This window comes from Neisseria sp. 19428wB4_WF04, from assembly GCF_015235335.1.
GTDB lineage: Bacteria > Pseudomonadota > Gammaproteobacteria > Burkholderiales > Neisseriaceae > Neisseria > Neisseria musculi.
The window spans coordinates 23,712-49,766 of the sequence record NZ_JADGLG010000004.1; the positions used below are offsets into that span (position 1 = coordinate 23,712).

General features: G+C 52.8%; 28 protein-coding genes. 3 read left to right on the forward strand and 25 right to left on the reverse strand.

Annotated elements, in window-relative coordinates:
* Window positions 1-71: 71 nt before the first annotated feature.
* From nuoL to IR141_RS01890, 9 genes are all read right to left on the reverse strand, one after another.
* The gene (nuoL, locus tag IR141_RS01850; RefSeq protein WP_135033993.1) at window positions 72-2,102 is read right to left on the reverse strand and encodes an NADH-quinone oxidoreductase subunit L; all 2,031 of its coding nucleotides are present in this window, start codon (window positions 2,100-2,102) and stop codon (window positions 72-74) included.
* 169 nt (window positions 2,103-2,271) lie between these two features.
* A complete protein-coding gene (locus IR141_RS01855) occupies window positions 2,272-2,661 on the reverse strand; it encodes a hypothetical protein (RefSeq protein WP_135033994.1) in 390 nt (129 codons plus the stop codon).
* A gap of 170 nt (window positions 2,662-2,831) precedes the next feature.
* Window positions 2,832-3,137, reverse strand: coding sequence for an NADH-quinone oxidoreductase subunit NuoK (gene nuoK / locus IR141_RS01860; protein WP_085365830.1), 306 nt, complete (start codon window positions 3,135-3,137; stop codon window positions 2,832-2,834).
* Window positions 3,134-3,790 (reverse strand): NADH-quinone oxidoreductase subunit J, encoded by a 657-nt coding sequence (locus IR141_RS01865; RefSeq protein ID WP_135033995.1) that lies wholly within the window; start codon window positions 3,788-3,790, stop codon window positions 3,134-3,136. The genes nuoK and IR141_RS01865 overlap by 4 nt, the downstream gene beginning before the upstream one ends.
* Window positions 3,791-3,802: 12 nt before the next feature.
* On the reverse strand, window positions 3,803-4,282 hold the full coding sequence (nuoI, locus tag IR141_RS01870; protein WP_135033996.1) for an NADH-quinone oxidoreductase subunit NuoI: 480 nt from the start codon (window positions 4,280-4,282) through the stop codon (window positions 3,803-3,805).
* Window positions 4,283-4,339: 57 nt separating this feature from the next.
* Window positions 4,340-4,882, reverse strand: a complete 543-nt coding sequence (locus IR141_RS01875) for a toxin-antitoxin system YwqK family antitoxin (RefSeq protein WP_135033997.1) — start codon at window positions 4,880-4,882, stop codon at window positions 4,340-4,342.
* Window positions 4,883-5,004: 122 nt separating this feature from the next.
* Window positions 5,005-6,081, reverse strand: coding sequence for an NADH-quinone oxidoreductase subunit NuoH (gene nuoH / locus IR141_RS01880; protein ID WP_135033998.1), 1,077 nt, complete (start codon window positions 6,079-6,081; stop codon window positions 5,005-5,007).
* 2 nt (window positions 6,082-6,083) lie between these two features.
* Window positions 6,084-8,345, reverse strand: coding sequence for an NADH-quinone oxidoreductase subunit NuoG (gene nuoG, locus IR141_RS01885; protein WP_135033999.1), 2,262 nt, complete (start codon window positions 8,343-8,345; stop codon window positions 6,084-6,086).
* 190 nt (window positions 8,346-8,535) lie between these two features.
* Complete coding sequence (locus tag IR141_RS01890; RefSeq protein ID WP_228068124.1) at window positions 8,536-9,501, reverse strand: MBL fold metallo-hydrolase; 966 nt, start codon at window positions 9,499-9,501, stop codon at window positions 8,536-8,538.
* A 38-nt stretch (window positions 9,502-9,539) separates the two neighbouring features.
* Here IR141_RS01890 and IR141_RS13755 point away from each other — a divergent pair, with 38 nt between their 5' ends.
* A complete protein-coding gene (locus IR141_RS13755; RefSeq protein ID WP_255518784.1) occupies window positions 9,540-9,674 on the forward strand; it encodes a hypothetical protein in 135 nt (44 codons plus the stop codon).
* 152 nt (window positions 9,675-9,826) lie between these two features.
* Here the strand turns inward: IR141_RS13755 and IR141_RS01895 are convergent, their stop codons facing one another.
* From IR141_RS01895 to IR141_RS01960, 14 genes are all read right to left on the reverse strand, one after another.
* A complete protein-coding gene (locus tag IR141_RS01895) occupies window positions 9,827-10,378 on the reverse strand; it encodes a hypothetical protein (protein ID WP_135034000.1) in 552 nt (183 codons plus the stop codon).
* 72 nt (window positions 10,379-10,450) lie between these two features.
* The gene (nuoF, locus tag IR141_RS01900) at window positions 10,451-11,746 is read right to left on the reverse strand and encodes an NADH-quinone oxidoreductase subunit NuoF (RefSeq protein ID WP_135034001.1); all 1,296 of its coding nucleotides are present in this window, start codon (window positions 11,744-11,746) and stop codon (window positions 10,451-10,453) included.
* A gap of 299 nt (window positions 11,747-12,045) precedes the next feature.
* Window positions 12,046-12,441: a GFA family protein gene (locus IR141_RS01905; RefSeq protein WP_135034002.1), complete on the reverse strand. Its 396-nt coding sequence runs from the start codon at window positions 12,439-12,441 to the stop codon at window positions 12,046-12,048.
* 44 nt (window positions 12,442-12,485) lie between these two features.
* Complete coding sequence (nuoE, locus tag IR141_RS01910) at window positions 12,486-12,959, reverse strand: NADH-quinone oxidoreductase subunit NuoE (RefSeq protein WP_135034041.1); 474 nt, start codon at window positions 12,957-12,959, stop codon at window positions 12,486-12,488.
* Window positions 12,960-13,041: 82 nt separating this feature from the next.
* Entirely contained in the window at window positions 13,042-13,233 is a 192-nt protein-coding gene (locus IR141_RS13305) for a hypothetical protein (protein WP_228068125.1), read from the reverse strand.
* Between the two features lie 143 nt (window positions 13,234-13,376).
* Complete coding sequence (gene nuoD, locus IR141_RS01920) at window positions 13,377-14,633, reverse strand: NADH dehydrogenase (quinone) subunit D (protein WP_135034003.1); 1,257 nt, start codon at window positions 14,631-14,633, stop codon at window positions 13,377-13,379.
* Window positions 14,626-15,216 (reverse strand): NADH-quinone oxidoreductase subunit C, encoded by a 591-nt coding sequence (locus tag IR141_RS01925; RefSeq protein ID WP_135034004.1) that lies wholly within the window; start codon window positions 15,214-15,216, stop codon window positions 14,626-14,628. Before IR141_RS01925 ends, nuoD begins: the two co-directional genes overlap by 8 nt.
* A 9-nt stretch (window positions 15,217-15,225) precedes the next feature.
* Window positions 15,226-15,705: an NADH-quinone oxidoreductase subunit B family protein gene (locus tag IR141_RS01930; RefSeq protein ID WP_085365816.1), complete on the reverse strand. Its 480-nt coding sequence runs from the start codon at window positions 15,703-15,705 to the stop codon at window positions 15,226-15,228.
* Entirely contained in the window at window positions 15,696-16,064 is a 369-nt protein-coding gene (ndhC, locus tag IR141_RS01935) for an NADH-quinone oxidoreductase subunit A (protein WP_135034005.1), read from the reverse strand. Before ndhC ends, IR141_RS01930 begins: the two co-directional genes overlap by 10 nt.
* Before the next feature lie 294 nt (window positions 16,065-16,358).
* A complete protein-coding gene (locus tag IR141_RS01940) occupies window positions 16,359-18,200 on the reverse strand; it encodes an ABC transporter ATP-binding protein (protein WP_135034006.1) in 1,842 nt (613 codons plus the stop codon).
* 987 nt (window positions 18,201-19,187) lie between these two features.
* Window positions 19,188-19,772, reverse strand: a complete 585-nt coding sequence (gene ruvA / locus IR141_RS01945) for a Holliday junction branch migration protein RuvA (protein WP_135034007.1) — start codon at window positions 19,770-19,772, stop codon at window positions 19,188-19,190.
* Between the two features lie 111 nt (window positions 19,773-19,883).
* Window positions 19,884-20,549 (reverse strand): septal ring lytic transglycosylase RlpA family protein, encoded by a 666-nt coding sequence (locus IR141_RS01950; RefSeq protein WP_368665546.1) that lies wholly within the window; start codon window positions 20,547-20,549, stop codon window positions 19,884-19,886.
* 147 nt (window positions 20,550-20,696) lie between these two features.
* Window positions 20,697-21,161 (reverse strand): tRNA (uridine(34)/cytosine(34)/5-carboxymethylaminomethyluridine(34)-2'-O)-methyltransferase TrmL, encoded by a 465-nt coding sequence (gene trmL, locus IR141_RS01955; RefSeq protein WP_135034042.1) that lies wholly within the window; start codon window positions 21,159-21,161, stop codon window positions 20,697-20,699.
* A gap of 64 nt (window positions 21,162-21,225) precedes the next feature.
* Window positions 21,226-21,939: a ComF family protein gene (locus IR141_RS01960; protein ID WP_135034009.1), complete on the reverse strand. Its 714-nt coding sequence runs from the start codon at window positions 21,937-21,939 to the stop codon at window positions 21,226-21,228.
* Here IR141_RS01960 and bioH point away from each other — a divergent pair.
* Both bioH and IR141_RS01970 read left to right on the forward strand, forming a co-directional pair.
* Window positions 21,938-22,681 (forward strand): pimeloyl-ACP methyl ester esterase BioH, encoded by a 744-nt coding sequence (gene bioH / locus IR141_RS01965; protein ID WP_135034010.1) that lies wholly within the window; start codon window positions 21,938-21,940, stop codon window positions 22,679-22,681. The two genes, IR141_RS01960 and bioH, sit on opposite strands and share 2 nt — an antisense overlap.
* A gap of 404 nt (window positions 22,682-23,085) precedes the next feature.
* Window positions 23,086-23,505 (forward strand): META domain-containing protein, encoded by a 420-nt coding sequence (locus IR141_RS01970; protein WP_135034011.1) that lies wholly within the window; start codon window positions 23,086-23,088, stop codon window positions 23,503-23,505.
* A 567-nt stretch (window positions 23,506-24,072) separates the two neighbouring features.
* Here IR141_RS01970 and pyrH read toward each other — a convergent pair.
* The gene (gene pyrH, locus IR141_RS01975) at window positions 24,073-24,792 is read right to left on the reverse strand and encodes a UMP kinase (RefSeq protein WP_135034012.1); all 720 of its coding nucleotides are present in this window, start codon (window positions 24,790-24,792) and stop codon (window positions 24,073-24,075) included.
* Window positions 24,793-25,143: 351 nt separating this feature from the next.
* Window positions 25,144-25,998: a translation elongation factor Ts gene (gene tsf, locus IR141_RS01980; protein ID WP_135034013.1), complete on the reverse strand. Its 855-nt coding sequence runs from the start codon at window positions 25,996-25,998 to the stop codon at window positions 25,144-25,146.
* Window positions 25,999-26,055: the final 57 nt, after the last annotated feature.

The following is a 26,055-nucleotide window of genomic DNA, read 5'->3' on the forward strand; positions in this document are numbered from 1 at the left end:
GACAGAGGCCATCTGAACTTCTATAACGGTGGCTTGCCACCCTGCCCTCTTACAAGCCTTTTCAGACGGCCTTATTGGAACCAAAGCCCCCGGAAAAATGCTGCAATCAGCACCAGCACGCCGAACACCATAGCGGCGGCATAGGTGTAGATAAAGCCGGTTTGCATTTTGCGCACTTGTGCGGCCAGCGCGCCGACAACTTTGGCCGAACCGTTTACGATGCCGTTGTCGATAATGGCGGTATCGCCCACTTTCCAGAAGAAACTGCCCAATGCGCGGCTGCCTTTGGCAAACACGTTGAAGTAAATCACGTCCAAGTAGTATTTGTTGTCGAGCAGGGTGTAAACCGGCTTGAAGGCGGCAGCAATCTTGGCCGGCAGGTGCGGGGCTTTCACATACAGCAGCCAGGCCGCTGCCACGCCGGCAATGGCGAGATAGAGCACGGGCGTGTGCAGGCTGTGGGAAATCATGGCCAGCGGGCCGTGGAAGGCTTCGGCCATTTGCGCCATTACGGGATGGGCTTCATGGTTTACATAAATCACGTCTTTAAAGAAATTGCCGTAGAGCATGGGTTCGACAGCAATATAGCCGATAACCACTGATGGAACGGCCAGTAAAACCAGCGGCAGGGTAACCACCCACGGGCTTTCGTGTGGGTTGTCGTTTCTACCCAAGCCGTGATGGTGTTCATCGTGGCCGTCTGAATGGTGTCCATACTCGGTTTCGCGCCATTTTTCTTTGCCGTGAAACACCATAAAGTATTGGCGGAAGGCATAAAAAGCGGTTACAAACACGCTGGCGAGCACGGCAAAATAGGCAAAACCGCTGCCGGGCAGACTGCTGAAATGCACGGCTTCGATAATGGAATCTTTCGAGTAAAAGCCTGAGAAAAACGGTGTGCCGATTAGTGCCAAATTACCGATCAGCATGGTAAGCCAGGTAACCGGCATATATTTTTTCAGGTTGCCCATATGGCGCATATCTTGGTCATGGTGCATACCGATAATGGCGCTGCCCGCAGCCAAAAACAGCAGCGCTTTAAAGAAAGCATGGGTCATCACATGAAACATTGCGATCGAATAGGCCGATACGCCCAGTGCTACGGTCATATAACCCAGTTGCGACAGGGTGGAATAAGCCACCACGCGTTTGATGTCGTTTTGAATGGTACCCAAAAAGCCCATAAACAGTGCGGTAATCGCGCCCACCACCATAATCACGCTCAAGGCGGTGGTGGAAAGCTCGTAAATCGGCGACATACGCGACACCATAAACAGGCCGGCCGTTACCATGGTAGCCGCGTGAATCAGAGCCGAAATCGGCGTTGGGCCTTCCATAGAGTCGGGCAGCCAAACGTGCAGCGGAAACTGCGCCGATTTACCCATCGCGCCCACAAACAGCAACAGGCAGGTAACGGTTATCAGGCTCCATTGCACGCCGGGAAAAAGCTCGATGGTGGCCGTCTGAATATTGGGCAGATAGGCGAACACATCGGCATAACGCAGGCTGCCGCCGAAATAGGCCAACACCAGGCCGATACCCAAAATAAAGCCAAAGTCGCCCACGCGGTTCACCAAAAAGGCTTTCAAATTGGCAAAAATCGCGCTTTCGCGTTTGAAATAGAAACCGATCAGCAGATACGACACCAAGCCCACGGCTTCCCAACCGAAGAAGAGCTGGATAAAGTTGTTGCTCATCACCAGCATCAGCATCGAAAAAGTAAACAGCGAGATGTAGCTGAAAAAACGCTGGTAGCCCACTTTTTCATCGTGCATATAGCCGATGGTATAGATATGCACCATCAGCGACACAAACGTTACCACCACCATCATCATGGCGGTCAGGCTGTCAACCAAAAAACCGACCGAGAAATCCAAGCCGCCCATGGTAAGCCAGGTATAAACGTTTTCGTCAAACTTGGCGCGCGAGCCGTCAATGAAGCCCCACAGCACATAGGCCGACAACACAGTGGAAGCGGCCACCCCCAAAATAGTAGCCGTGTGTGCGCCCGCGCGGCCGATTTGTTTGCCGAACAGCCCCGCCAGCAGGCAGCCTGCCAGCGGCATGAGTGCAATGATGAGATATAAAGTCATATCGGTCATGGAAATGAACCTTTTTCAGTTTTGATTTTTCAGACGGCATCAAAAGCGGATACCGCCGTGTCGTTATCTTTTTCTGTTTGCAGATTCGGTTTCGAGAGTTTTCTCTTGCCTGCTTTCAAGCAGTTTATTCATTCTGCTGCTCTCCCTTTTTATTTTATGTTATCTGTTTTTAACAACTCACCGGCCATACGGCCGCAACCATCGGCAACAGCAAAAACGGCAGCACCCCGCCGGCTGCATACACCGCCAGCCATAACACCGGCGGTCGGAAAGCTTCCTGAGCAAAACAAAATAACCCCAAGCATACAGCCCTGAAATTACAGAACCGGCAATCAATATTCCCACATTTCCGCTCATGCTCCATAAAGCAGAAAACAAGGCGAATACCACTGCCCAACACCATGCCGGAAAACGGTTTTGGAAGCTGTCCTGCAACTTTCCCAGCAGTAGCAGAAATACCGTCTGCAATATTTAGCTCTCCAAGTCCGTCTTTTGAAATGTTTTCAGACGGCCTGTATGATTTTTCCCCGACCGGATACCAACCCGTTACCAACCGCAAAAAATGCACCTTTCAAGCCACAGCGTGCCGCCGCATTGACAACAACCAGATTAACGGAACCGGGTATCAGCAGAAAAAACGATACCGTTAAGATATATGCCGCCAATACTTCGGTCATGCTTTTCTCCCCGTTATTTTCAAAGGGCAGGCAGCAGGCATTAGGCGCGCACCTATCCTTTCAACGTATCCAAATCGGCCACGTTAATCGTGTTGCGGTTGCGGAACACCAGCACCATAATCGCCAAGCCGATGGCGGATTCTGCCGCAGCCACGGTTAAGATGAAAAACACGAAAATCTGCCCGGCAGTGTCGCCCAGGTATTGCGAAAACGCGATAAAGTTAAAGTTTACCGCCAACAGCATCAATTCGATGCTCATCAATAAAATCAGCACGTTTTTGCGGTTCATAAAAATGCCCATCGCGCTGATGCCGAATAAAAGCGCGGCCAAAACCAAATAATGCGTTAAGGTAATCATGCTTTCCCCTCCTCTTTGCCGCCTGAATCCGTTTCACCTGCCGTTTCAGACGGCCTGACGGCTTCCATTTTCACTATGCGCAAACGGCCTTCTTTGGCACTCACTTTCACTTGGTCGGCAGGATTGACGGCTTTGGGGTTAAACGTTTTGCGGTGCACCAGCGCAATCGCCGCCACCATGCCCAACACCAGCAGCACGCCTGCCAGCTCGAACGGCAGCAGATAGGTAGTGTAGAGCTGGCTGCCCAAATCGCGCACGTTGCTGTAATCGGCGGGAATCTCTTTCATCACACCGAATGCAGCCAGATTGGTTTTCGGGTTTACCAAAATCAGAATCAGCGCCACCGACATCAACACGCCCACCAAGCCGGCCGCCGGCGCATGCCGCCAAAAGCCCGCGCGCATTTCTTCGATGTCGATGTTCAGCATCATCACCACAAACAGAAACAGCACCATCACCGCACCCACATACACCAACACCAGCGTGATGCCTAAAAATTCGGCCTGCATCAGCATCCAAATCAGCGCACTCACGCAGAAAGTGAGCACCAAATACAGTGCCGCGTGCACGGGGTTTTTCACGGTTACGGTTTTCAGTGCGCCAAACAACACGATGGCCGCCAAAATATAAAACAGGATTGCAGTAAAAGTCATCGCTCTTATCCTTTATCGGTAGGGCGCATCGGCCGCTTTGCGTTTGGCGATTTCGCTTTCGTATTTATCGCCGATGGCCAGCAGCATCGGTTTGGTGTAATACAGATCGCCGCGCTTTTCGCCGTGGTATTCGAGAATATGGGTTTCCACGATTGCGTCCACCGGGCAAGCCTCTTCGCAGAAGCCGCAGAAAATGCATTTGGTTAAGTCGATATCGTAGCGCGTGGTGCGGCGGGTGCCGTCTTCGCACTGCTCCGATTCGATATTGATGGCCATCGCGGGGCAAACCGCTTCGCACAGCTTGCAGGCGATGCAGCGTTCTTCGCCGTTGGGATAGCGCCGCTGCGCGTGCAGCCCGCGGAAACGCACCGACTGCGGCGTTTTCTCTTCAGGAAACATAATCGTTTCTTTGCGGGCGAAGAAGTTTTTGAGCGTTACGCCCATGCCCTTTACCAGTTCGCCGAGCAGAAAGGTTTTAACTAGGTTTGCCATTGGTGTCCCTTTGAAGCGGGTTTTCGTTTTTGAAATCAGGGTGTTCAGACGGCCTTTTTAGCGGCAGGAAACCTTGCCTTTTTCAGCAACTTTTCCGTCTTCCGAATAAATCTCATACTGCCTTGCTTTGCCGTTTTGGTAGAAAAAGCGGGTACGCAGCTTGCCCGAAGGATAATAGCCCTCAGACCAACCTTGTGCTCTGCCGTCTGCAAAGCGGGTATGTGTTTCGGTTTTGCCGCTAGGATACAGCACCTTCAATTCAGGCACCGTGCCGTTGATTATGCGGTAGTGCAGCTTCAGGCCGTTGGGCAGCGTGGTTTCGATTGTACCGCTGCGCTTGCCCTGTGCCGGCGGCGCAGTGATGTCGGCACGGCACAAAAGCTCCATGTTCAATAAAGACTGAGGTTGCGCGGGCTTCGCTTTCCAACCGCATTTTCCCGCCAAGCGCTGGCGCTCCTGCTGCGGCAGCCTTTGGATACTGTCGGGATGGATGGCGCAGTCTTCGTAAATTTTGTCGTGAATCTGGCCGGCTATGAAACAGCCGTTGAGCAACGACAAAACCGTACTCATCAGCAATATCGTTTTTACAAGCTTTTTCACGGCTCTGTTCCTTTCATTTTCGCCGCATGGCAGCGCAGGCAGGCATCAATCCGCCTTTGGCTTCCCCGTCTGTCCAAACAGCAGATTCGTAACCGCCTCAATATTTTCAGACGGCCTTTAAGTCAATTCCACAAACTCAGCGGTGAAATCATCCACAAGCCGAGCACCACGATGCCGATAAAGCCGATGGGAATCAACACTTTCCAGCCCAAGCGCATGATTTGGTCGTAGCGGTAACGCGGGAAGGTGGCGCGTATCCACAAATAGCCGTACAGGATAAAGGCCATTTTCACAAACATCCAAAATGCACCGGATGTGCCGACAAAGCCCCAGCTTTGCGGAAAAGGCGAAAGCCAGCCGCCCAAAAACATCAGCGAAGTAAGCGCGGCAATCAGTATCATAAAAATATATTCGGCCAGGAAAAACAGTGCAAATGCAAAACCTGAATATTCAACGTGGAAGCCGGCTACGATTTCCGACTCGCCCTCGGCCACATCAAACGGAGCGCGGTTGGTTTCGGCCACGGCAGAAATCAGATAAACGATAAACAGCGGAAACAGCGGCAGCCAGTTCCACGAGAAAACCGAACCGCCGGCCATGCCTTTGCTCTGCCCTTCTACGATGTCGGTAAAGTTCAGGCTGCCAGAAACCATCACCACCGCCACCAAAGCCGCACCCATGGCGATTTCGTAGGAAATGGTTTGCGCCGAAGAGCGCATCGCGCCCAAAAACGAATATTTCGAGTTGGAGGCCCAGCCCGCGATAATCACACCATATACCGACAGCGAGGTAATCATCAGGATAAACAGCAGCCCGGCATCAACGTTGGTGAGCCACCATTCACTGCTGAACGGAATCACCGCCCACGCGGCAAACGCAGGGGCAAGCGAGAGCATGGGGCCGATATAAAACAAGGCTTTGTTCGACAGCTTGGGGCGGGTAACTTCTTTAAACAGCAGTTTGAACACATCGGCAAACGGCTGGATCAGGCCGAACGGCCCGGTAACGTTGGGGCCGACACGCAGCTGCATATAGCCGATAACCTTACGCTCGAAATAAGTGAGGTAGGCCACGGTGAGAATCAGCGGAATCAGGATAATCACGATTTTGACGATAACCGACACCACCAGGCCGACATCGTTGCCCGCCGCACCCATTCCGAGCTGTGTGGCAAACAAGGCTTGAAACCACTCCTGCATGATTATGCCCTTTCCAATTCAATGCGGTTCATCAGTGCACCCAGCGCGGCATTTTCGGTATGCAGCGGCAGATACACCACGTTTTCGGGCAGCCCCTTGTCGGCCGCCACGCGCACGGCAACGCGCTCACCGCTTTGCACGGCCTGGGCGCGCGCGCCGTCTTGCAGGCCGAGCGCGGCCAGCGTGTTCGGGTGTACACGGGCGGCGGGAGCCTGCGCATGACCGGTGGCCTGCAAAGGCGCAGAGCGGCGCACCAGCGCATCGCTGTGGTAAATACCGACACCGCCTACACGCATCAGCGCAGAGGCCGTCTGAATACCGGCCCCACCCCGCCAAGTGCTCCGGTTGTTTAATTTTGCAGGCAGGTTTTCTTGACCGACCGCTTCTTTCAACACCTGCCCGCTGCTGTCGTATTCAAAACCGGCCAAGCCGAACACATTGCCCAACACGCGTAATACTTTCCACAAGGGGCGGGAATCGCCCCAGCCTTTCACCACGCCGTGAAACGATTGCAGACGGCCTTCCATATTGATAAAACTGCCCGAAGTTTCGGTAAACGGCGCAACGGGCAGCATCACATCGCACACTTCGCGCAAGGTTTCGCTTTCAAACGGGGTAAAAGCCATCACGCTTTGTGCCTGTGTCAGCGCAGCCACGGCTTTGGCGCCGTCTGCCACATCTATTTCGGGCTCCACGTTTAAAAGCAGCACCGCTTTTTTCGGCTGCGCCAGCATCTGCTGCACGGTTTGGCCGCCGTTTACGCCCAATACGTCTGCGCCCACGCTGTTGGCAGCCTGCGGCAGAATGCCCAAAACGGCGCCGGCAGCATCGGCCAGTTGTTGCGCGGCAGCATAAATCGCGGCGTAGTCGGGGTGGTTCTGCACTTCCGCGCCCAATATCACGGCGGCTTTTTCAGCCTGCTTGAGGCCGTCTGAAAGCGGGTTTTGCGTGTCTTGCGCCAGTTTGTTTAGAAAATCTGCCCAATCGTTGGGGTGCAGCACTTCATGGGCAAACAGCGGCATGTGCAGCTCTTCCCTGCTGCTGGCAACCACGCTTAAGGCCATATGGGATTTGGCGGCACGGCGCAGACGGGCGGTGAGCAGCGGCTGCTCTTTGCGCAGGTTGGCCCCCACCACCAATACGGCATCGGCATTACCCAATTCTTCAATGCTCTGCCCCAGCCATTGTGCGCCTTGCAGGCCGTCTGAAAGGCGGTTGTCCTGCTGCATCAGGCGGGTGTCGAAATGTCGGATGCCCAAGCCGTTAGCCAGTTTTTTCGCCAGAAACAGCTCTTCCACGGTGTTTGCCGGGTTGGCCCAGATGCCGATTTGGTCTTGGCCGTCTTCTCTGGCAATGCAGGCCAGCGTTTTTTCCACATATTCCAGCGCGGTTTGCCAGTCTGTTTCGTGCCATTGGCCGCCGTGTTTGATTTTCGGCGTTTTCAGACGGCTTTCGTGATACAGGCCGGCGTAGGAGAAACGGTCGCGATCCGCAATCCAGCATTCGTTGACGGCTTCGTTTTCCAAAGGCAGCACGCGGCGTACGGTGTGGTCTTTGGTTTGCACAATCAGGTTGCTGCCCAGCGCATCGTGTGCGGAAATAGTTTTGCGGCGGCTCAATTCCCACGAGCGGGCATCGTAACGGAACGGTTTGCTGGTGAGCGCGCCGACAGGACACAAATCAATCACATTGCCCGACAATTCGGTTTCTACCGCTTTGCCGATAAACGGCATGATTTCGGAAAACTCGCCGCGGTTGGCCATGGCGATTTCCTGCATACCGGCGATTTCTTCGGTAAAACGCACGCAGCGGGTGCAGTGGATGCAGCGGCTCATTTCTGCGGCAGAAACCAGCGGCCCCATGTCTTTGCCGGTTACCGAGCGTTTTGCTTCGGTGTAGCGGCTGGCGGAATTACCGTAACCCACCGCCAAATCCTGCAACTGGCATTCGCCGCCCTGGTCGCAAATCGGGCAGTCGAGCGGGTGGTTGATCAGCAGAAACTCCATCACGCCGGCCTGCGCCTGCTTGGCTTTGGCCGAATGGGTGTGCACCACCATGCCGTCCGTTACCGGCGTGGCGCAGGCAGGCAGCGGCTTGGGGGATTTTTCCACTTCCACCAGACACATACGGCAGTTGGCGGCAATAGACAGTTTTTTGTGGTAGCAGAAGTGCGGGATATAAGTGCCCAATTCGTGCGCCGCCTCCATCACTGTCGCGCCCTGCTTGACTGCAATCTGTTTGCCGTCTATTTCGATTTGTAACATGGTGTGTTTCCTAGTTACCGATTTTTTAAAGGTTTTGGTTTGAGGCCGTCTGAAAAAATTTTTCAGGCGGGCATTATCATGGTGATGCTGCTTTCAGACGGCCTGATGTTTGCCGTACCGTTTCCGTTGCTTCATTTGAAGAACAGGCCGGGTGGTTCGGCCCGATATTTCAGACGGCCTGTATGCCTGCTTATTTTTCCGCACAGCTTCCTGTTTTCAACCCGCTTTGTACCGAATAAATATCGCAATCCTCTGCAAATGCCAGTCTGCCGCTGTAGTGTGCGCCAACGGCCTCGGCTGTTTGCGGTTTAACGTTTTCGGTGCGCCGCATAAAGTGCGACAATACCGCGCTTTTTACTCCGGCACCGGCGGCAATGCGGCCGATTTCAGACGGCGGCATATGCAGCTTCAGCGCGATACGGTCGGCGCTGCCCTCGGGAACGGCATTATGGGCGACAAACAAATCGGCGTTGCCTGCTATTTTGTCTAACGTGCGCCCCATATTGCCGGTGTCGCCGGAAAACACCACCGAGCAGCCGTCTTTTTCAATACGCCACCCCAGCGCAGGAATGATGCCGTGCGCAACCGGCACGGCGCGGAGGGTAAAGCCGCCCGCTTTGGCCGAAAACACCTGAGGCCGCTTCATATCAAACGGCACGGTAACCGGCTTGAAGCGGAATGCCTCGCTGCCGTCTAAAAAACCCGACAAATAAGCATACGCGCCATTTTCACCGAACAGCCGCTGCAAATATTGCGGCAACGGGGGTACCGCATGATTGCCTGCAGGGCCGTAAACGGGTAAATCACGCCCGCGTTCGGAGAAAAACGCGCCTTTTACCAACGCGGGAAAATCATTCACATGATCGGCGTGTAAATGGCTCAGCAATACTGCCTGCAAGTCTTCGATCTGTGCACCGGCACGCTCGAAATTCAGCGAAGCGCCCGAACCGAAATCAACCAGAATTCTGGCTTTTTTGTTTTCGCGCAGAATATAGCCGGACGATGCGCGCTTATCGCTCAATTCAGGCCCGCCCGAGCCCAACACCACCACATCGAGATTGGGGTTGGCGCACACAGCCTGCGCCGTGGCAGAAATACCCGCCGCCAACACCAGGGCCACTGTTTTAATCATTTTTCTCAAATAAATCGAGTTCATATTTTGTTTCCCGCACATCTTGTGCATATCATTGTTAAATGGAACGAGTCATATTATTTTCAGACGGCCTCAACACCGCTTATGCGCCTTCATCGGCTTGCCATGCCCGAGATACCGTGCTCAAACTCATGGCAGCAATGCTGGGTAAATCTGCCATCCATTCCGATCGGTAACATGGTGTGTTTCCCGGTTGCGGTTTTTAAAGGCTTTTGCTTGAGCCGTCTGAAACTTTTTCAGGCAGGCATTTTATGTTGCGTTCAGACGGCCCGGTTTATGGTTTGGGTGTTTGCCCGACAGGGTTAAAACCCTGTTCCGCTGCCGCCCTTTACTTCGGGCGGGCGTGTTTCTTCTGTGCAGACAATAAGGCCCGCTTAACCGGTGCCGCCACAACAACCGACTGCTCCCACACGGTTTCTCTGCCTTTCACATCGCGCACGGTAAAGCGGTAAACCTGCCGGGTATCTCCGGCAGCATAAAGCCAGGGGGCATCTTTTTCGTTCAAGCCCAATACAGCACTCTGCCCCATCCAAGTAAACCCGTTCGCAGTGCGTGCCAAAGAAGTGCGCGCACCTTTGGGCTGCTGCGGCTGCCATGAAAAGCGGGTGGTCGGATTGGCACTGTCGTCAATAATCGTTTCAGACGGCCCGCCTGCAACGCGCTCGACACGCACCGAAGCAACTTTGGGTGCTGTTTTCAACAAAACAGTAAAACCGTAACGGTAATTGCTTTGCGCAAGATTGGCCGCAACCCCTGCCAACTCCATTTTATATTCTGCGTTGCTCCAAGGCCGTGCCGGACTTTCTTTCGGCACCGAGCTGCAGGCAGCCAAAACAACCGCTGTTATCAGGCTGAAAAACACTGTTTTCATCAGTTTCATGATAGCTCCCGGGATGTAGGATTGTTTGCAAGCCCCCCCGCATTGCCCTGCCTTTATATTTTTCAGACGGCCTCAACACCACTTATGCGCCTTCATCGGCTTGCCATGCTCGATATAGTGCTCGAACTCGTGGCGGAAGTGTTTGGTAAAGCTGCGCACGGGAAACACGGCGGCATCAGCCAGGGCGCAGATGGTGCGGCCGGCCATGTTGTTGCCGATAGAATCGAGCAGTGCCAAATCTTCGGGTTTGCCTTTGCCGCCGGCGATGCGGTGTACGATGCGGTAGAGCCAGCCTGTGCCTTCGCGGCAGGGGGTGCATTGGCCGCAGGATTCTTCGTGGTAGAAATAGCTTAAGCGTTCCAGTGCCTTCACCATGCACACATCTTCATCCATCACGATTACCGCGCCGGAGCCGAGCATGGAGCCGGCTTTGGCAATGGAATCGTAATCCATATTCAAGCCCATCATGATATCGGCGGGCAGCACGGGGGCGGACGAGCCGCCGGGAATCACGGCTTTGAGTTTTTTACCGTCTTTCATGCCGCCGGCCATTTCCAGCAGCTTGGCAAACGGCGTGCCCAGCGGCACTTCGTAGTTACCGGGGCGGTTTATGTGGCCGGAAATGGAAAACAGTTTGGTGCCGCCGGCGTTTTCGATGCCCTGTCCGGCAAAGGTTTTGCCGCCATCACGGATAATAAACGGCACGGAGGCAAGGGTTTCGGTGTTGTTGATGGTGGTGGGTTTGCCGTAGAGGCCGTATGAAGCGGGAAACGGCGGCTTGAAGCGCGGCTGGCCTTTTTTACCTTCCAAACTTTCCAACAGCGCGGTTTCTTCGCCGCAGATGTAGGCACCGTAGCCGTGGGCGGCAAACAACTCGAAATCGAAACCCAATCCCATGATGTTTCTGCCCAAAAAACCGGCTTGGCGCGCTTCGGCCAGCGCGGCTTCAAAACGTTGGTAGCCTTCGAAGATTTCGCCGTGGATATAGTTGTAGCCTGCTTCGGCACCCATGGCGTAACCGGCGATAACCATGCCTTCGATCAGGGCGTGTGGGTTGAACATGATGATATCGCGGTCTTTAAACGTACCCGGTTCGCCTTCATCGGTATTGCAGACAACGTATTTGGAGCCGGGGAACGAGCGGGGCATAAAGCTCCATTTCAGGCCGGTGGGAAAACCTGCGCCGCCGCGGCCGCGCAAGCCTGAAGTTTTGACTTCGGCAATCACGTCGTCTTGCGACATGTTTTCAGTCAGGATTTTACGCAGCGCTTGGTAGCCGCTGCGCGCTTGGTATGCTTCCAAGTGCCAACAGTCGGGATTACGGGTATCGACGTTTTCAAAAATCACGCCTGATTGGAAAATAGCCATTTGCTTAGCCCTAATCGGTTAATCTTCTTCAATCTTTTGTTTTGCCGCCCAACCGCCTGATGCGGTTATGCGCTGATATTTTGTTTACATGCCTGTCTGAAAGGTTTTCAGACGGCTTTTCAGGTAGCCTTGTTGAGGCCGTCTGAAAAGGGATTTTTTAAAGTGTTTAAACTGTTTGGCCGTATCGGATTCAAATGCCTTCAATGTTGTGTAGGTCGGATTCTTGAATCCGACAGTTTGTCCGAGTTAAAACCTTGCTAATGTCGGATTCAAGAATCCGACCTACGGCTTGCTGCCCGTTATTTCTCCGCGCCAATCATGGCTAAAAACTCATGCTCGGTCAGTTTCGGCGTATCGTTGGCCAAATCGTAATACGGTGCTTTGCAGTCGATAAAAATTTGGCTTTCCAGCTCAAAATCGGCGTTATCGGCAAATAATCCCGCATTGATGTAATAATCGTCGCCCACCTGAACAAACAGGTGCGTGCCGCATTGTTTGCAGAAACAGCGTTGCGCCCATTCGGACGAGCGGTAGCGGCCGATATGTTCGCTGCCACTGATTTCAGGTTTTTTGGCCGTCAAGGTAAAACTTGCCCCACTACCCCAAGTACGGCATTTACCGCAATGGCAAGCGTGCAGTTTATTATTAGCTGCAACTTTTATTGATACAGCACCGCACAAACATTTGGCTTCCATTTTTGCTTCCTTTCTTTGTTTTCAGACGGCCTTTCAGGTAGCCCTTACTGCAATTCCGCCAATTTTTGCTCAATCGCTTCTTCAGTCATAAAACTGCACATTTTGTGGTTGTTTACCAGCATCACGGGGGCATCGCCGCATGCGCCCATGCACTCGCCTTCCATTAAGGTATAGAGGCCGTCTGAAGTGGTTTCGCCAAAGCCGATGCCGAGTTTCTGTTTCAGGTATTCGGCTGCATTCACACCGCCGCGCAGGGCGCAAGGCAGGTTGGTGCAGACGGTGAGTTTGTATTTGCCTACGGGGGCGAGGTCGTACATATTGTAGAAAGTGGCGACTTCGTAAGCGGCTGCCGGTGCGATGCCGACATAATCGGCCACAAACTCTATGGTTTCGGCGCTGAGCCAGCCTTTTTCGGTTTGGGCGATGCGCAATGCGCCCATAATGGCTGAGCGACGCTGGTCGGCGGGGTATTTGGCCAACTCGTTATCAATGAGTTTCAAAGATTCTGCGGATAGCATGGTTCGTACCTGATTGATGTTGGTTTTGCGCATGGCGGCTTCATTCTGTTTATTTTCCGATCCAAGCCGCGAAACGCTGTTTTTAACGCTCTATAAATTCATGGCTTTTGAGTACGCCGTTGTTGTCAAAAAAGAATACTGCCCCTTTATTGCCGCCCGTGCAGACATATCCGTCATCCCCGGAAGGATTGGTAATTTTTTCGGTGCATCCCATATTTGAGGTAAACACACGGATTTGGCATTTTAGTGTTTGGCCGTTTTTAATTTCCAGCATACCGTTACCGTCTGTTGCGGGTTTCGGGCAATGCCCGCCCCAAGAAGGCGTGGTTTGAACAGCCCCGCAGGCGGCCAAACCGACTGCTGAGGCCGCACACATAACCAAAAGGATCTTGCTACTCATGGCATACTGCCTTTTATTTATCTATCTACTTCGCCGAATACAATATCCTGCGTTCCGATAATGGCCACCACATCGGCGAGCATATGGCCGCGCGCCATTTCATCCATGCCTTGCAGGTGGGCAAAGCCGGGAGCACGGATTTTCAGACGGTAGGGTTTGTTGGCGCCGTCTGAAATCATATAGATGCCGAACTCGCCTTTGGGGTGTTCTACTGCGGTGTAGGTTTCGCCTTCGGGCACATGCATACCTTCGGTAAACAGTTTGAAGTGGTGGATAAGGTCTTCCATGCCCATTTTCATTTCGGTGCGCTTGGGCGGGGCGATTTTGTGATTATCGACAATCACCGGACCGGGATTGGCTTTGAGCCATTGCACGCACTGTTTGATGATGCGGTTGGATTCGCGCATCTCGTTGATTCGGCATAAATAGCGGTCGTAACAGTCGCCGTTCACGCCGACCGGGATATCGAAATCTACTTCGGCATAAGCATCATACGGGGCTTTTTTGCGGATATCCCACTCCACGCCGGAACCGCGCAGCATCACACCGGTAAAGCCTTTTTGCAGGGCACGCTCGGGAGAAACCACACCGATGCCGACAGTACGCTGTTTCCAGATGCGGTTGTCGGTGAGCAGGCTTTCGTATTCATCCACGCAGCCGGGAAAACGCTCGGTAAAGGCTTCGATAAAGTCGAGCATGGAGCCTTCACGCGATTCATTCAGTTTTTTCAATACTTTGGCATTGCGGAATTTGCTCGATTCGTATTTGGGCATAAAGTCGGGCAAATCACGGTACACGCCGCCGGGGCGGAAATAGGCCGCGTGCATACGTGCGCCGGATACGGCCTCGTATAAATCCATCAGCTCTTCGCGCTCGCGGAAGGCATACAGGAACACGGTCATCGCGCCGATATCAAGCGCGTGCGAACCGATGCCCATCAGGTGATTCAGGATGCGGGTAACTTCGGCAAACATCACACGGATGTATTGGGCGCGGATGGGCACTTCGATGCCGGTAAGTTTTTCCACTGCCAGGCAATAGGCCTGCTCGTTCACCATCATGGAGACATAGTCCAAGCGATCCATATAAGGCAGCGCTTGCAGATAGGTGCGGGTTTCGGCCAGCTTTTCGGTGCCGCGGTGCAAGAGGCCGATGTGGGGGTCGGCGCGGACGATGGTTTCACCGTCCAATTCCAAAATCATGCGCAATACACCGTGGGCGGCAGGGTGCTGCGGACCGAAGTTGATGGTGTAGTTTCTTAGTTTATTAGCCACCGTAGTGCTCCTCGCGGACGATGCGCGGGGTAATTTCGCGCGGCTCGATGGTTACGGGTTGGTAAATCACGCGTTTTTCGGCTTCATCGTAACGCATTTCGACATAGCCGGAAATCGGGAAGTCTTTGCGGAAAGGGTGGCCGACAAAACCGTAATCGGTGAGAATGCGGCGCAGGTCGGGATGGTTGTTGAACAGAATGCCGTAAAGATCGAAGGCTTCGCGCTCATACCAATCGGCGCTGTTGTAGATTTCGGTTACGGAATCCACCACGGGAAAGTTATCGTCCTGACACCACACGCGCACACGGATACGCTGGTTGTTTTTCACGGAAACCAGCTGGCTCACCACGGCGAAGCGTTTGCCGTGCCACGGTTCGTTTTTATAGGTGCTGTAATCCACGCCGCACAAATCCACCAGCGATTCGAAATGCAGATTGGCATGATCGCGCAGAGCCGCCATGATTTCCAAATAGTTTTCAGACGGGCATTCAACGGTGATTTCGCCCAATGCCTCAATGATTTTGCTTACTTTGCCGCCCAACACGCGGGCAACGGTTTCATGCAGGGTTTTCACATCAGCCATCACGCCCTCCTAATCCCGCGCAATCGTTGAAGTACGTTTGATTTTCTGTTGAAGCTGAATCAAACCGTAAATCAGCGCTTCAGCGGTGGGCGGACAGCCGGGAACATAAACATCCACCGGCACAATTCGGTCGCAACCGCGCACCACCGAATAAGAATAATGGTAATAGCCGCCGCCGTTGGCGCACGAACCCATAGAAAGCACCCAGCGGGGCTCTGCCATTTGGTCATATACGCGGCGCAGCGCGGGCGCCATTTTGTTGCATAACGTGCCGGCTACAATCATCAAATCCGACTGGCGCGGCGACGGGCGGAAAATGATACCGAAGCGGTCCAAGTCATAACGTGCCGCACCGGCCTGCATCATTTCAACCGCACAACATGCCAAACCGAACGTTACCGGCCACAATGAGCCGGTACGCATATAGTTGAGTACAGTGTCTGCACTGGTGGTTACGAAACCTTTTTTCAAAACGCCATCTATTCCCATTCCAGCGCACCTTTTTTCCATTCGTAGATAAAGCCTACCGTGAGTACCACGATAAACACGAACATCGACCAGAAAGCATACTGCCCGTGTGCAGCGGCCAAATCTTTAAACACCACCGCCCACGGGATCATAAACGCCACTTCCAAATCAAACAGAATAAACAGAATCGCCACCAGATAATAACGCACGTCGAACTTCATGCGTGCGTTTTCAAAGGCTTCGAAGCCGCACTCAAACGGCGCGTCTTTCTCAGCATAGTGGCGCTTGGGGCCGAGCAGGTTGCCCAACGCCAAGAATACGATGCCTGCTATCAGGCCGACAAGAATGAACACCAATACGGGGAAGTAGTTTGCCAACATGAGCTACGCCTGGTTTCGTTAACATAAAATACCGCTAAATATCCGATAATTGTATCCAATTTAAGACACGTTTTAAAGTTAGCCTGCTAAAAAAATGCTAGAAAAAACCAATAATTTCAATCATTTTTAGATAACGATTCTCATTGATTTATATTCTTACGAAAATACTGTTTTATTAATTATAGATAATTAATAAATTTTCTACGCGGCAATTTATTCCTTATATTCAAATATTACATTAGACTACATTTTCTGCCGCCCCAGTTTTTCAGACGGCTGATTCGTGCTAAGCCGTCAGGCTTCGCTGTTTAAAAAGCCGCCGCTCTGATGCGTCCACAGCTTGGCATACAAACCGTTTTTCTCCAACAATTCGGCATGGCTGCCCTCTTCGACAATGCGGCCTTTATCGAGCACAATCAGCCTGTCCATCGCGGCGATAGTGGAAAGACGGTGGGCAATGGCGATGACGGTTTTGTTTTCCATCATTTTGTCGAGGCTTTCCTGAATCGCGGCTTCCACTTCCGAATCCAGCGCACTGGTGGCCTCGTCAAGCAGCAGAATCGGGGCATCTTTCAACATCACGCGGGCAATGGCGATGCGCTGGCGCTGGCCGCCTGAAAGTTTCACACCGCGCTCGCCCACATGGGCATCGTAGCCGCGGCGGCCTTTGGCATCGTAGAGGTCGGGAATAAATCCCGCAGCTTCGGCGCGTTCGGCGGCATTCGTCATGTCTTCTTCGGTGGCGTCGGGACGGCCGTAAACAATGTTGTCGCGCACCGAGCGGTGCAGCAGGCCGGTATCCTGCGTAACCAACCCGATTTGGGCACGCAGGCTTTCTTGGGACACATCGTTGATATTTTGACCGTCAATGAAAATACTGCCGCTTTGAGGTTCGTAAAAACGCAGCAGCAAATTAACGATAGTGGATTTGCCTGCGCCGCTGCGCCCTATCAAACCGACTTTTTCACCGGGTTTGATATACAGATTAAAACCATTAAGCAGCGGTTTGCCGGTTTCGTAGGAAAAGTCAATGTATTCAAAACGTATTGCGCCTTCCGAAACCTTTAACGGCAGGGCATGCTGTTTATCGGTAATGGTGTGCGGCTTCGACAATGTGGCCATGCCGTCATTTACCGTGCCGATATTTTCAAACAAGCGCGCCGATTCCCACATAATATATTGGGACAAGCCGTTTACGCGCAATGCCATAGCGGTGGCGGTGGCCACGGCGCCCACGCCCACCTGGCCGTTGTGCCACAACCAGATGCCCAAAGCGGCGGTGGAAACGGTGAGCGAAGTGTTTACCAGAAAACTGCCCGTGTGGAGCAGGGTGGCAAGCCGCATTTGTGCGTGTACCGTTACCATAAACTCCTGCATCGACTGCTTGGCATAGCGGGCTTCGCGCGCGCCGTGCGAAAACAGTTTCACCGTAGTGATGTTGGAATAGGCATCGGTGATGCGCCCCGTCATAAGGCTGCGGGCATCGGCCTGGTGCTGGGCAGTTTTGCCCAGCTTGGGAATCAGCAGCGCCATCACCGTGCCGAATCCGATCATCCACCCTGCGAAAGGCAGCAGCAGCCAAGAATCCAGCGAAACCAAAATCACGCCCGAAGTGATGAAATACACCACCACATACACCGCCATATCGGCGAGAGTCATCACCACATCGCGCACCGCCAGCGCGGTCTGCATCACTTTGGCCGACACACGCCCGGCGAATTCATCCTGATAAAAACCCAAGCTCTGCCCGAGCATCAAGCGGTGGAAATTCCAGCGCAAACGCATGGGGAACACGCCCTGCAGGGTTTGCAGGCGCAAATTTGAAGCGGCAAACTGCCAAAACACCGCAAACAGCATCATCGCCAGCATGGCCGCAAGCGCCCAACCCTTTTCGGCCAGCAGCGTTTCATGGGAATATCTGCCCAGCCAATCGATGATTTTGCCCATAAACTGAAACACCATTGCTTCCATGATGCCGATGCCGGCGGTGGACACGGCCAGCACCGCAATCCAACCGCGCATACCGCTGAGATTGCTCCAAATAAAGCGCAACAGCCCTTTATCGGGCGTTTTCGGGGCATCATCGGGATACGGCTCGATGCGCGATTCAAACCAATTGAAAATTTTGTTAACCATAGTTTAAATTATTTTAAGAAAATATAAATTGCATAATATTTTTCGTATATCGGACAATTATACTGTATTAATTGGCATGATAGAGTGGATATGATATTGGCGCTGTATAAAAATATATACAGCGCCAATATTCAAAACAACCAACATTAAATTTTATTTTTTATTACTATCCATCCTAATTTTTCTATATACTACATAAATCAATTCTGCAACCAGCAACCCTGACACCATTATTATGGTAAAACATGGTTCTTTAATACTGTAATATTTTATTATATATGAAAAGCTTATTATAAGAATGGCGTAAATAATAATAGAATCCAAACCGCGCCTTATCTTTTTTTCTTCCACGCTGCCTCCTTATCTTAAATCCCATCCTAAAAACGGAGCTGCTTCATGATATGAAACAGCTCCATACTATAGCTTAATCAGCCACATACTCTCCATTTCTCACTCGATTCTGGATATCATTTACTCTATCGTTTAATTCTTGCCGTGTCATATTAACCTGATTTTCAATATGACGGTCGAACAAATATCCACCCAATGCACCAGGAACACCAAATCTAGATCCTAAAATACCTCATAAATCTGCAATTGTTCCAGCACCGGAAACTTTTTTCATCATTCAATGTTCTCATAAACTCCTTAAATATGTTTTTAATAAAAATAAAACACAAGCATCGCTTGTGTTTTTCACATTACCCCAGATGATAAAAACCGGTCAATGTTATTGCTACAAGACGCTTAAAAACATCAACTCAAACAACATAAATGTTTGCGGTAAAGCTCATGAATGAAAAACGGGTTAACAGGCATATCCTTATTAAAATAAATATAATTTACTGTATTTACAAAAATATTTAGCATAACAATAAACGACACAGCAAGCTCTTTGTTAACTTTAAATGAATAAAGAAAAGTTTTTCAAGAATTTCAAAAAACACCATCAAATGAAAGAAATTTACTATGCCCAAATTTTTCAAACTATTTCAACAAATTCTTCAATGCCAAACGCACGCCCTCGCCTACATCGGTGCCGGCGGGAATATTTTTCACCGCCGCTTTGGCTTCGCGTTCGTTATAGCCCAGCGCCAGCAGCGTGCTCACAATATCATCGGTTTCATCGGCTGCGGCAACGGGAGCCGGCAGGCCGGCAGCGGCATTTTCCGGCACCAGTTTGCCGCGCAGCTCCAACACCATGCGCTCGGCGGTTTTTTTGCCGATGCCGGGGACGGACGAGAGGCGTTTGACATCTTCCTGCGCCACCGCCTGCGCCAATTCGTCAACACTCATGGCCGACAAAATACCCAGTGCGGTTTTGGCACCGATGCCGCCCACTTTCACCAACTGTCGGAACGCGGCGCGCTCGGCCGCGCCGGCGAAGCCGAACAGCAGATGCGCGTCTTCGCGCACCACCAGTTGCGTGTAAAGCTGAACAGTTTCGCCAAGCGGCGGCAGCAGATAGAATGTCTGCATCGACACTTCCACTTCATAACCCACACCGTTTACATCCATCACGATTTGCGGTGGATTTTTTTCAAGCAGCTTGCCGCTGAGCCTGCTGATCATGGCACTCTTTCATTATTTTTTCAGACGGCCTGCATTATAACCTTTCGCCACGCTTTCCGCCCAAAACAAAACGGCCGCACACCGGCAGGCCGTCTGAACAAGCGCAACGGTTTAAATGGCAGCCAGCACATGCCCTTTTGCCGTGTCGGCGTGTTCCTGCTGCCTAAACGGGCCCATTCTCACCACATAGCTGCCGTTTTCTTTCACCACAGATACTTTTTGACCGATGTCGGACGATTTCAAATGGTTGCCGGTGTGTTTCAGATACTGCTGCGCTTCGGCCTTGGTATCGAAACTTTTCAGGTTCACATAAATATTGCGGGCTTCGTTTTGCGCCATGCCTTCAGCGGATTGGCTGCCTGGCACAATCTGCTCCACGCGCACTTTGGCCGTACCTTTATTGATGAAGCCGAGCTTGGCAGCAGCGGCTTTCGACACATCCATCACACGGCCGGAATGAAAGGGGCCGCGGTCGTTGATGCGCACCACCACGCTTTTGCCGTTGGCAAGATTGGTTACGCGGGCATAGCTGGGAATCGGCAGGGTTTTATGGGCGGCGGTCATCGCGTGCATATTGTAACGCTCGCCGCTGGAAGTTTTTTTGCCGTGAAACCGGCTGCCATACCAAGATGCGCTGCCGGTTTGGCTGAACGATGATACTTTTTTCAGAGGGGTGTAGCGTTTGCCGGCCACTTTGTAGCTCAGGTTGGCAGAAGGGCTGAGTTTTTCGGCTTTCACAACGGCATCGGCCTGAGCCGGCGCAGCAGCAGCAGCCAGCGCAAGGGCAGCAAAAGCGGTGGTAAAGAAGTTTCGTTTGGTCGGTATCAAAACAGATTTCCGTTCTTGAGTGAATAAAATGCTTTCAGACGGCCGAACCATTTCATCAATATAAACTCAAACATACATCCAATATTGGTGGAATGGTCAAACACCGCCTGTATAACCGTTTTGCCGCCACGCTTCAAACAGCATCACGGCAACGGTGTTGGAGAGGTTCATGCTTCTGCTCTCCGGCAGCATGGGCAGGCGCAGTTTCCGCTCTGACGGCAGGCCTTGCAAAATCTCCGCAGGCAGCCCGCGGGTTTCAGGGCCGAACAAAAACACGTCTCCTGCCCGAAACGCCGCCTTATCCGGACGGCCGCTGCCTTTGGTGGTCAGCGCGAATATGCGCCGGCCTGCCAGGGCGTTGAGGCAGTCTTCAAAATTTTCATGCACGGCCAGTTTGGCAAATTCGTGGTAATCCAGCCCCGCCCGTTTCATTTTGCTCGAATCCAGCGGAAAGCCGAGCGGCTTCACCAAATGCAGATCGGCACCGGTGTTGGCGCAAAGGCGGATAATATTGCCCGTGTTCGGAGGGATTTCGGGCTGGTATAACACAACGGTAAACATGGTAATTGTTTGCCCCAGCGTGCGCACTATGCCGTAAGCGGCGGCGCGCGTCAAAGAAATTTCGTTATTTTTTCAATTGCGTATGCGCGAGCGCCCAGCAGAAAACCGCTGAAGTGCCCGCCCGTTTTAGTGTTCGCGCCAATTCTTCAAACGTTGCTCCGGTTGTGGCAACATCGTCAACCAATAATATCTTACGATTTTTAACATATTGATTATTTAACACAAAAGCATTTTTTACGTTTTTACGCCGCTCGTTTTGTTTCAACGTACTCTGCGGCGCATGGTGCCGTCTGAAAACCGCCGTGTGCGGCAGCACGGGCAAACCGTAGCTTTTCCCCACCGCCCCGGCCAAACCGTCGCTCTGATTGAAACCACGAAACAGTCTCCGCTGCTTGCTCAGAGGCACGGCCAACACACAATCGACTCCTGCACTTTCCAACCACGGCGGCGGATGGCTCAACATCATGTAACACAGCGGCCGCAACATACTCCTGTCGGCACGGTGTTTGAAGGCATACAGCATATTGCTGGCAGGCGCTTCGTAATACACCGAAGCCCACAGCCGCTCAAACGGCAGCGGCGTTTGTTGGCAGCGGCCGCACACTGCGCCGTTGGTGCTGCTGCGGCCGCAATGCGGGCAGACGGCGGCGGCATCGGTGCGCAGTGCCGACAAATCTTGTGCACAGCCTGCACACAGGCCGTCTGAAACCGCAGCGCCGTGGCATAATAAGCAATCTTTGTTGCCCAAGCATCTCCGCCACCACGAAAGTACTTTCATGACGCATTCCCCGAAAAACGTTTATCTGATACACGGCTGGGCGGCCAACCGCCATATTTTTGATGACTTAATCCCGCGCCTGCCGGCAAGCTGGAATATCCATGCCCCCAACCTGCCCGGCCACGGCGGTGCGCCGTTTGACGGCAGTTTCGATGTGGCCGGCACAGCCGATGCCCTCGCCGGGCAAATCAATGGGCCCGCTTATTTGGCCGGCTGGTCGCTCGGCGGATTGGTGGCGCTGTATCTCGCACACCGCCACCCTGAAAAAGTGCGCGCACTCTGCCTGACCGCCGGTTTCGCCCGCTTTCATGCCGCCCCGGGCTACCCCGAAGGTTTGAGCAGCCCCGCGCTGGCGAAAATGGTTGCTTTGTTTGAGCAAGATTATCACAAATATATGAAACAGTTTCTCCAGTTGCAGTTTGTGTATGCCAAAGACCAACAACCAATTCTAGAAAAAGTGCTGCCCGACATCGTGAAACATGGTGCGCCCACCGCCCTGCTGGCCGCGCTCGATGCCGTTGCCGATGCCGATGCCCGCCCCTTTCTGCCGCACATCCACGCCCCCTCCCTGCTGGTTTTCGGTGCCAAAGACGCCATCACCCCGCCCCGTATGGGCGAATATCTCCACCGCCACCTGCCGCAAAGCGAGCTGCACATCATCGAAAAAGCCGCCCATGCGCCGTTTCTCACGCAGGCAGACCGGTTTGCACAACTGTTGGCAGATTTTGTGGAAGCGCATTAACCATCGGGCGGCCCAATGGAGCGCAACTGCCGGTAACAGGTGGGAAATTTCCGGCAGATTTTGCACAGATGCATCAATTTTGGCGGTTTATCCCGCCAAGCCGCGCCGAATCTTTGCAAATCTGTGCAGGCCGTCTGAAAATATCCTGCATGGTTGTTATTGGGTTAGCATGTTTTGCGGATTTTATAAAAATCCCAACCTGCTATTGTGAATCTGCTTCTTTTTTGCTGCCGGGCCGCAAGCCGCAGCCGTGCAGTCAAACCGATTCTGTCGGCTGTCTTTCAGGCGGTTTGCCAAACGCTCTCTTTGGGTTAAAGCGCAGAAACACCGCAGCAGAAACCAAGCAGGTTCGCCGCAAACCATACCGCCGTATTGCAACTTTATATTTTAAAACAGGAGTTTTTATGAAAATCTATGCCGTGTTACTCACCCCTTTGCTGCTTGGTGCCTGCGTGGTGCCGATTATACTTCCTGTCGGGCTGGACAAGCCCTTGTCCGGCTCGTGGCAGATAACCGAAGCAGCAGGAGCAGACAAAATTGCGCCCCAAACGGTGATTGCATTCAATGACGACAAACTGCAATTCGGCATTGCCACCAACTGTAACAGGCTGTTCGGCGGCTATCAAAGCACTGTGAAAAACAAAATCCTGAAATTCAGTGCCGTTGCTTCCACCCGTAAAGCCTGCCCCGATATGGAAACCGAGCAACGCCTAAGCCGCGCGCTGCCGCAGGTGAGCACATACCGTTTGCGCGGCAACACACTGGAAATGCTGGACGGGCAAGGCCAAACGCTTATCCGCAGCGAGCGGGTTGCCGATAAATAACATCTGCTTTCTGCAAAAATTTAAGGCCGTCTGAAACCGCGCGGCACCGGTTTTCAGACGGCCTTAAACATTGAAACACATACTCCTCCGGGCATTGCCCCATACTATGGTAAAAGTAAAACCGCCTGCTCCGTTACGGCGCGGCCGTACCCTAACCCAAAAACGGTTTGGAAGCCACCCAAGCGGCAACAGAACCGGCTCTGCCCTACCTGCACGGTTGCGGCCTGCCCTGTAACAATAATCTGTGGCGTTGCCTGATATTTTCTGCGGGCTGCCTGTTGGAATGCACCAATCCGCTATCAGACAATGCAGCAAGTCATGCCGGATTCGATTGATGCACACGGGCAGATTACCTTTCAAAACACGGCCATAAGGGCATAGGTGGTGGCACAAAGCAGTTGTCGGGAGCTACTTTTCGGCATTGGAGCGGCAAAAGCAGCGTAACCGGCCAACATACCCATCAAACCTTGTTTTGCCATACCCGTGCGCGTTCCAAGTATGGCAAAAATGTTTGAAAACCGATAAGGGGCTGCGCAACGGTTTTGATGCGCAAGTGTTTTTCTCTGTTTAGCAATGCACCAGCGTGCCTTCGTCTTCGCCGGCTATCACGCGCTTGAGGGCGCCGTCTTTAGCGATGCCGAACACAACGATGTTCAGTTTCTGTTCGCGGCAGAGGGCGAAGGCGGTGGCATCCATCACGCGCAGGTTTTTGCTGATGGCTTCATCGAAAGTGATGGTTTGGTAACGGGTGGCGGAAGGGTCTTTTTTCGGGTCGGCGGTATACACGCCATCGACATTGGTGGCTTTGAGCATAATGTCGCAGTTCATCTCCGCGCCGCGCAGCGAGGCGGCGGTGTCGGTGGTGAAGAAGGGATTGCCGGTGCCGGCGGCGAAAATCACCACTTTGCCTTCTTCGAGATATTGGATGGCTTTGGGGCGGGCATAGGTTTCGGCAATCTGCTGCATGGAGAGGGCGGATTGTACGCGGGCTTTGAGGCCGAGCGATTCGAAAGCGTCTTTCAGAGCCAGCGCGTTCATCACAGTGGCCATCATGCCCATATAGTCGGCGGTGGCGCGGTCCATGCCCTGCGCCTGGGTGGCCACGCCCCTGAAGATGTTGCCGCCGCCGATCACCACCGCCACCTGCACGCCCATATCGGCCACTTCTTTCACTTGGCCGACAATCTGCATGATGGTATCGCGGTTGATGCCGAAAGCGTCTTTGCCCATCAGGGCTTCGCCGGAAAGTTTCAATAAAACGCGTTTGTATTTGGTTTGCTGTGTCATGGGATACCTTGCTTTCTTCGGGTTGGGTGGACGGCCGTCTGAACGGGCTTCAGACGGCCTTTGGGTTTATAGCAAACCCACTTTGTTTCCGTTGCGGCATTGCTGTGTCTCAGGTCAAAGAAAACGATTGGATAAGCCGTCAAAGCGGCACCAAAATCGGTTCCACACTGTCTGCGGCTTACTTCCCTGCGCTGAAAACAAAGTGAATCCGCCATATCGGCAGCGGCATTTGCCGAAATAAAGTAATTTTAGTGTGTTCTTATTGGTTTTCAAAGCGTTGTGTAAAACGGATTTCAAAAAAAAGCACCCTGATTCTGTATGAATCGGAGTGCTTTTTTGTTGTGCTGCGGTTTACACCTTGGCTGCAGCGGCCACTTCGGCGGCGTAATCGACTTCTTTTTTCTCAATGCCGTCGCCTACTTTATAACGCACGAAACGCACAACTTCCGTGCCGTTTTCTTTCAGATACCGGGCAACGGTCTGATCGGGGTTCATCACAAATGCCTGGCCGTTGAGCGTAATTTCGGCCAGGAATTTTTTGATGCGGCCTTCGACCATTTTAGCGGCAATATCGGCAGGCTTGCCGGATTCGATGGCCTGTTGGGTGTAGATATGGCGTTCTTTTTCAACGGTTTCGGCATCAACTTCGGCTTCGCTCACGCATTGCGGTTTGGCCGCCACGATGTGCATGCCCACTTTGCGGGCGATGTCTTCCGCGCCTTTGTATTCGACCAAAACGCCTTCGGTGGCCAGCGCGCCGTGGATATAGGCGGTGAGGCTGTTTGCGGTTTCGATTACTTCAAAACGGCGCACCGACATATTTTCGCCCAGCTTGGCGATGATGGCTTTGCGCTCTTCTTCCACCAGCGCGCCCAATTCTTCCAGGGTGGCCGGTTTTTTGGCGGCGGCGGTTTGGGCTACGGAATTGGCGAAAGCCACGAAGCCGGCATCTTTGGCAACGAAGTCGGTTTCGCAGTTCACTTCCACCAGCGCGCCGGTATTGCCTTCGATGGCAAACGCCAACACGCCTTCGGCGGCGGTGCGGCCTGCCAGTTTGCCGGCTTTGGCGCCGGATTTGATGCGCAGGATTTCTTCGGCTTTTTCCATATTGCCTTCAGCTTCAACCAGCGCTTTTTTGCATTCCATCATACCTAAACCGGTGGCGGCGCGCAGGTCGGCGACCATTTTTGCAGTAATTTCTGCCATTTTTCATCTCCTAGAATTTTTGGGGCGCGGCAATATTCAGGCCGCGCTTGGGAATGA

What these genes read in the sequence shown, in the direction of transcription:
- nuoL (WP_135033993.1), bottom strand. Translation starts at nt 2,102, where the DNA reads ATGACCGATATGACTTTATATCTCATCATTGCACTCATGCCGCTGGCA.
- nuoK (WP_085365830.1), bottom strand. Translation starts at nt 3,137, where the DNA reads ATGATTACCTTAACGCATTATTTGGTTTTGGCCGCGCTTTTATTCGGC.
- IR141_RS01865 (WP_135033995.1), bottom strand. Translation starts at nt 3,790, where the DNA reads ATGACTTTTACTGCAATCCTGTTTTATATTTTGGCGGCCATCGTGTTG.
- nuoI (WP_135033996.1), bottom strand. Translation starts at nt 4,282, where the DNA reads ATGGCAAACCTAGTTAAAACCTTTCTGCTCGGCGAACTGGTAAAGGGC.
- nuoH (WP_135033998.1), bottom strand. Translation starts at nt 6,081, where the DNA reads ATGCAGGAGTGGTTTCAAGCCTTGTTTGCCACACAGCTCGGAATGGGT.
- nuoG (WP_135033999.1), bottom strand. Translation starts at nt 8,345, where the DNA reads ATGTTACAAATCGAAATAGACGGCAAACAGATTGCAGTCAAGCAGGGC.
- IR141_RS01890 (WP_228068124.1), bottom strand. Translation starts at nt 9,501, where the DNA reads ATGAACTCGATTTATTTGAGAAAAATGATTAAAACAGTGGCCCTGGTG.
- IR141_RS13755 (WP_255518784.1), top strand. Translation starts at nt 9,540, where the DNA reads ATGGAACGAGTCATATTATTTTCAGACGGCCTCAACACCGCTTATGCG.
- IR141_RS01895 (WP_135034000.1), bottom strand. Translation starts at nt 10,378, where the DNA reads ATGAAACTGATGAAAACAGTGTTTTTCAGCCTGATAACAGCGGTTGTT.
- nuoF (WP_135034001.1), bottom strand. Translation starts at nt 11,746, where the DNA reads ATGGCTATTTTCCAATCAGGCGTGATTTTTGAAAACGTCGATACCCGT.
- IR141_RS01905 (WP_135034002.1), bottom strand. Translation starts at nt 12,441, where the DNA reads ATGGAAGCCAAATGTTTGTGCGGTGCTGTATCAATAAAAGTTGCAGCT.
- nuoE (WP_135034041.1), bottom strand. Translation starts at nt 12,959, where the DNA reads ATGCTATCCGCAGAATCTTTGAAACTCATTGATAACGAGTTGGCCAAA.
- IR141_RS13305 (WP_228068125.1), bottom strand. Translation starts at nt 13,233, where the DNA reads ATGCTGGAAATTAAAAACGGCCAAACACTAAAATGCCAAATCCGTGTG.
- IR141_RS01925 (WP_135034004.1), bottom strand. Translation starts at nt 15,216, where the DNA reads ATGGCTGATGTGAAAACCCTGCATGAAACCGTTGCCCGCGTGTTGGGC.
- IR141_RS01930 (WP_085365816.1), bottom strand. Translation starts at nt 15,705, where the DNA reads ATGGGAATAGATGGCGTTTTGAAAAAAGGTTTCGTAACCACCAGTGCA.
- ndhC (WP_135034005.1), bottom strand. Translation starts at nt 16,064, where the DNA reads ATGTTGGCAAACTACTTCCCCGTATTGGTGTTCATTCTTGTCGGCCTG.
- IR141_RS01940 (WP_135034006.1), bottom strand. Translation starts at nt 18,200, where the DNA reads ATGGTTAACAAAATTTTCAATTGGTTTGAATCGCGCATCGAGCCGTAT.
- ruvA (WP_135034007.1), bottom strand. Translation starts at nt 19,772, where the DNA reads ATGATCAGCAGGCTCAGCGGCAAGCTGCTTGAAAAAAATCCACCGCAA.
- trmL (WP_135034042.1), bottom strand. Translation starts at nt 21,161, where the DNA reads ATGTTTACCGTTGTGTTATACCAGCCCGAAATCCCTCCGAACACGGGC.
- bioH (WP_135034010.1), top strand. Translation starts at nt 21,938, where the DNA reads ATGACGCATTCCCCGAAAAACGTTTATCTGATACACGGCTGGGCGGCC.
- IR141_RS01960 (WP_135034009.1), bottom strand. Translation starts at nt 21,939, where the DNA reads ATGAAAGTACTTTCGTGGTGGCGGAGATGCTTGGGCAACAAAGATTGC.
- IR141_RS01970 (WP_135034011.1), top strand. Translation starts at nt 23,086, where the DNA reads ATGAAAATCTATGCCGTGTTACTCACCCCTTTGCTGCTTGGTGCCTGC.
- pyrH (WP_135034012.1), bottom strand. Translation starts at nt 24,792, where the DNA reads ATGACACAGCAAACCAAATACAAACGCGTTTTATTGAAACTTTCCGGC.
- tsf (WP_135034013.1), bottom strand. Translation starts at nt 25,998, where the DNA reads ATGGCAGAAATTACTGCAAAAATGGTCGCCGACCTGCGCGCCGCCACC.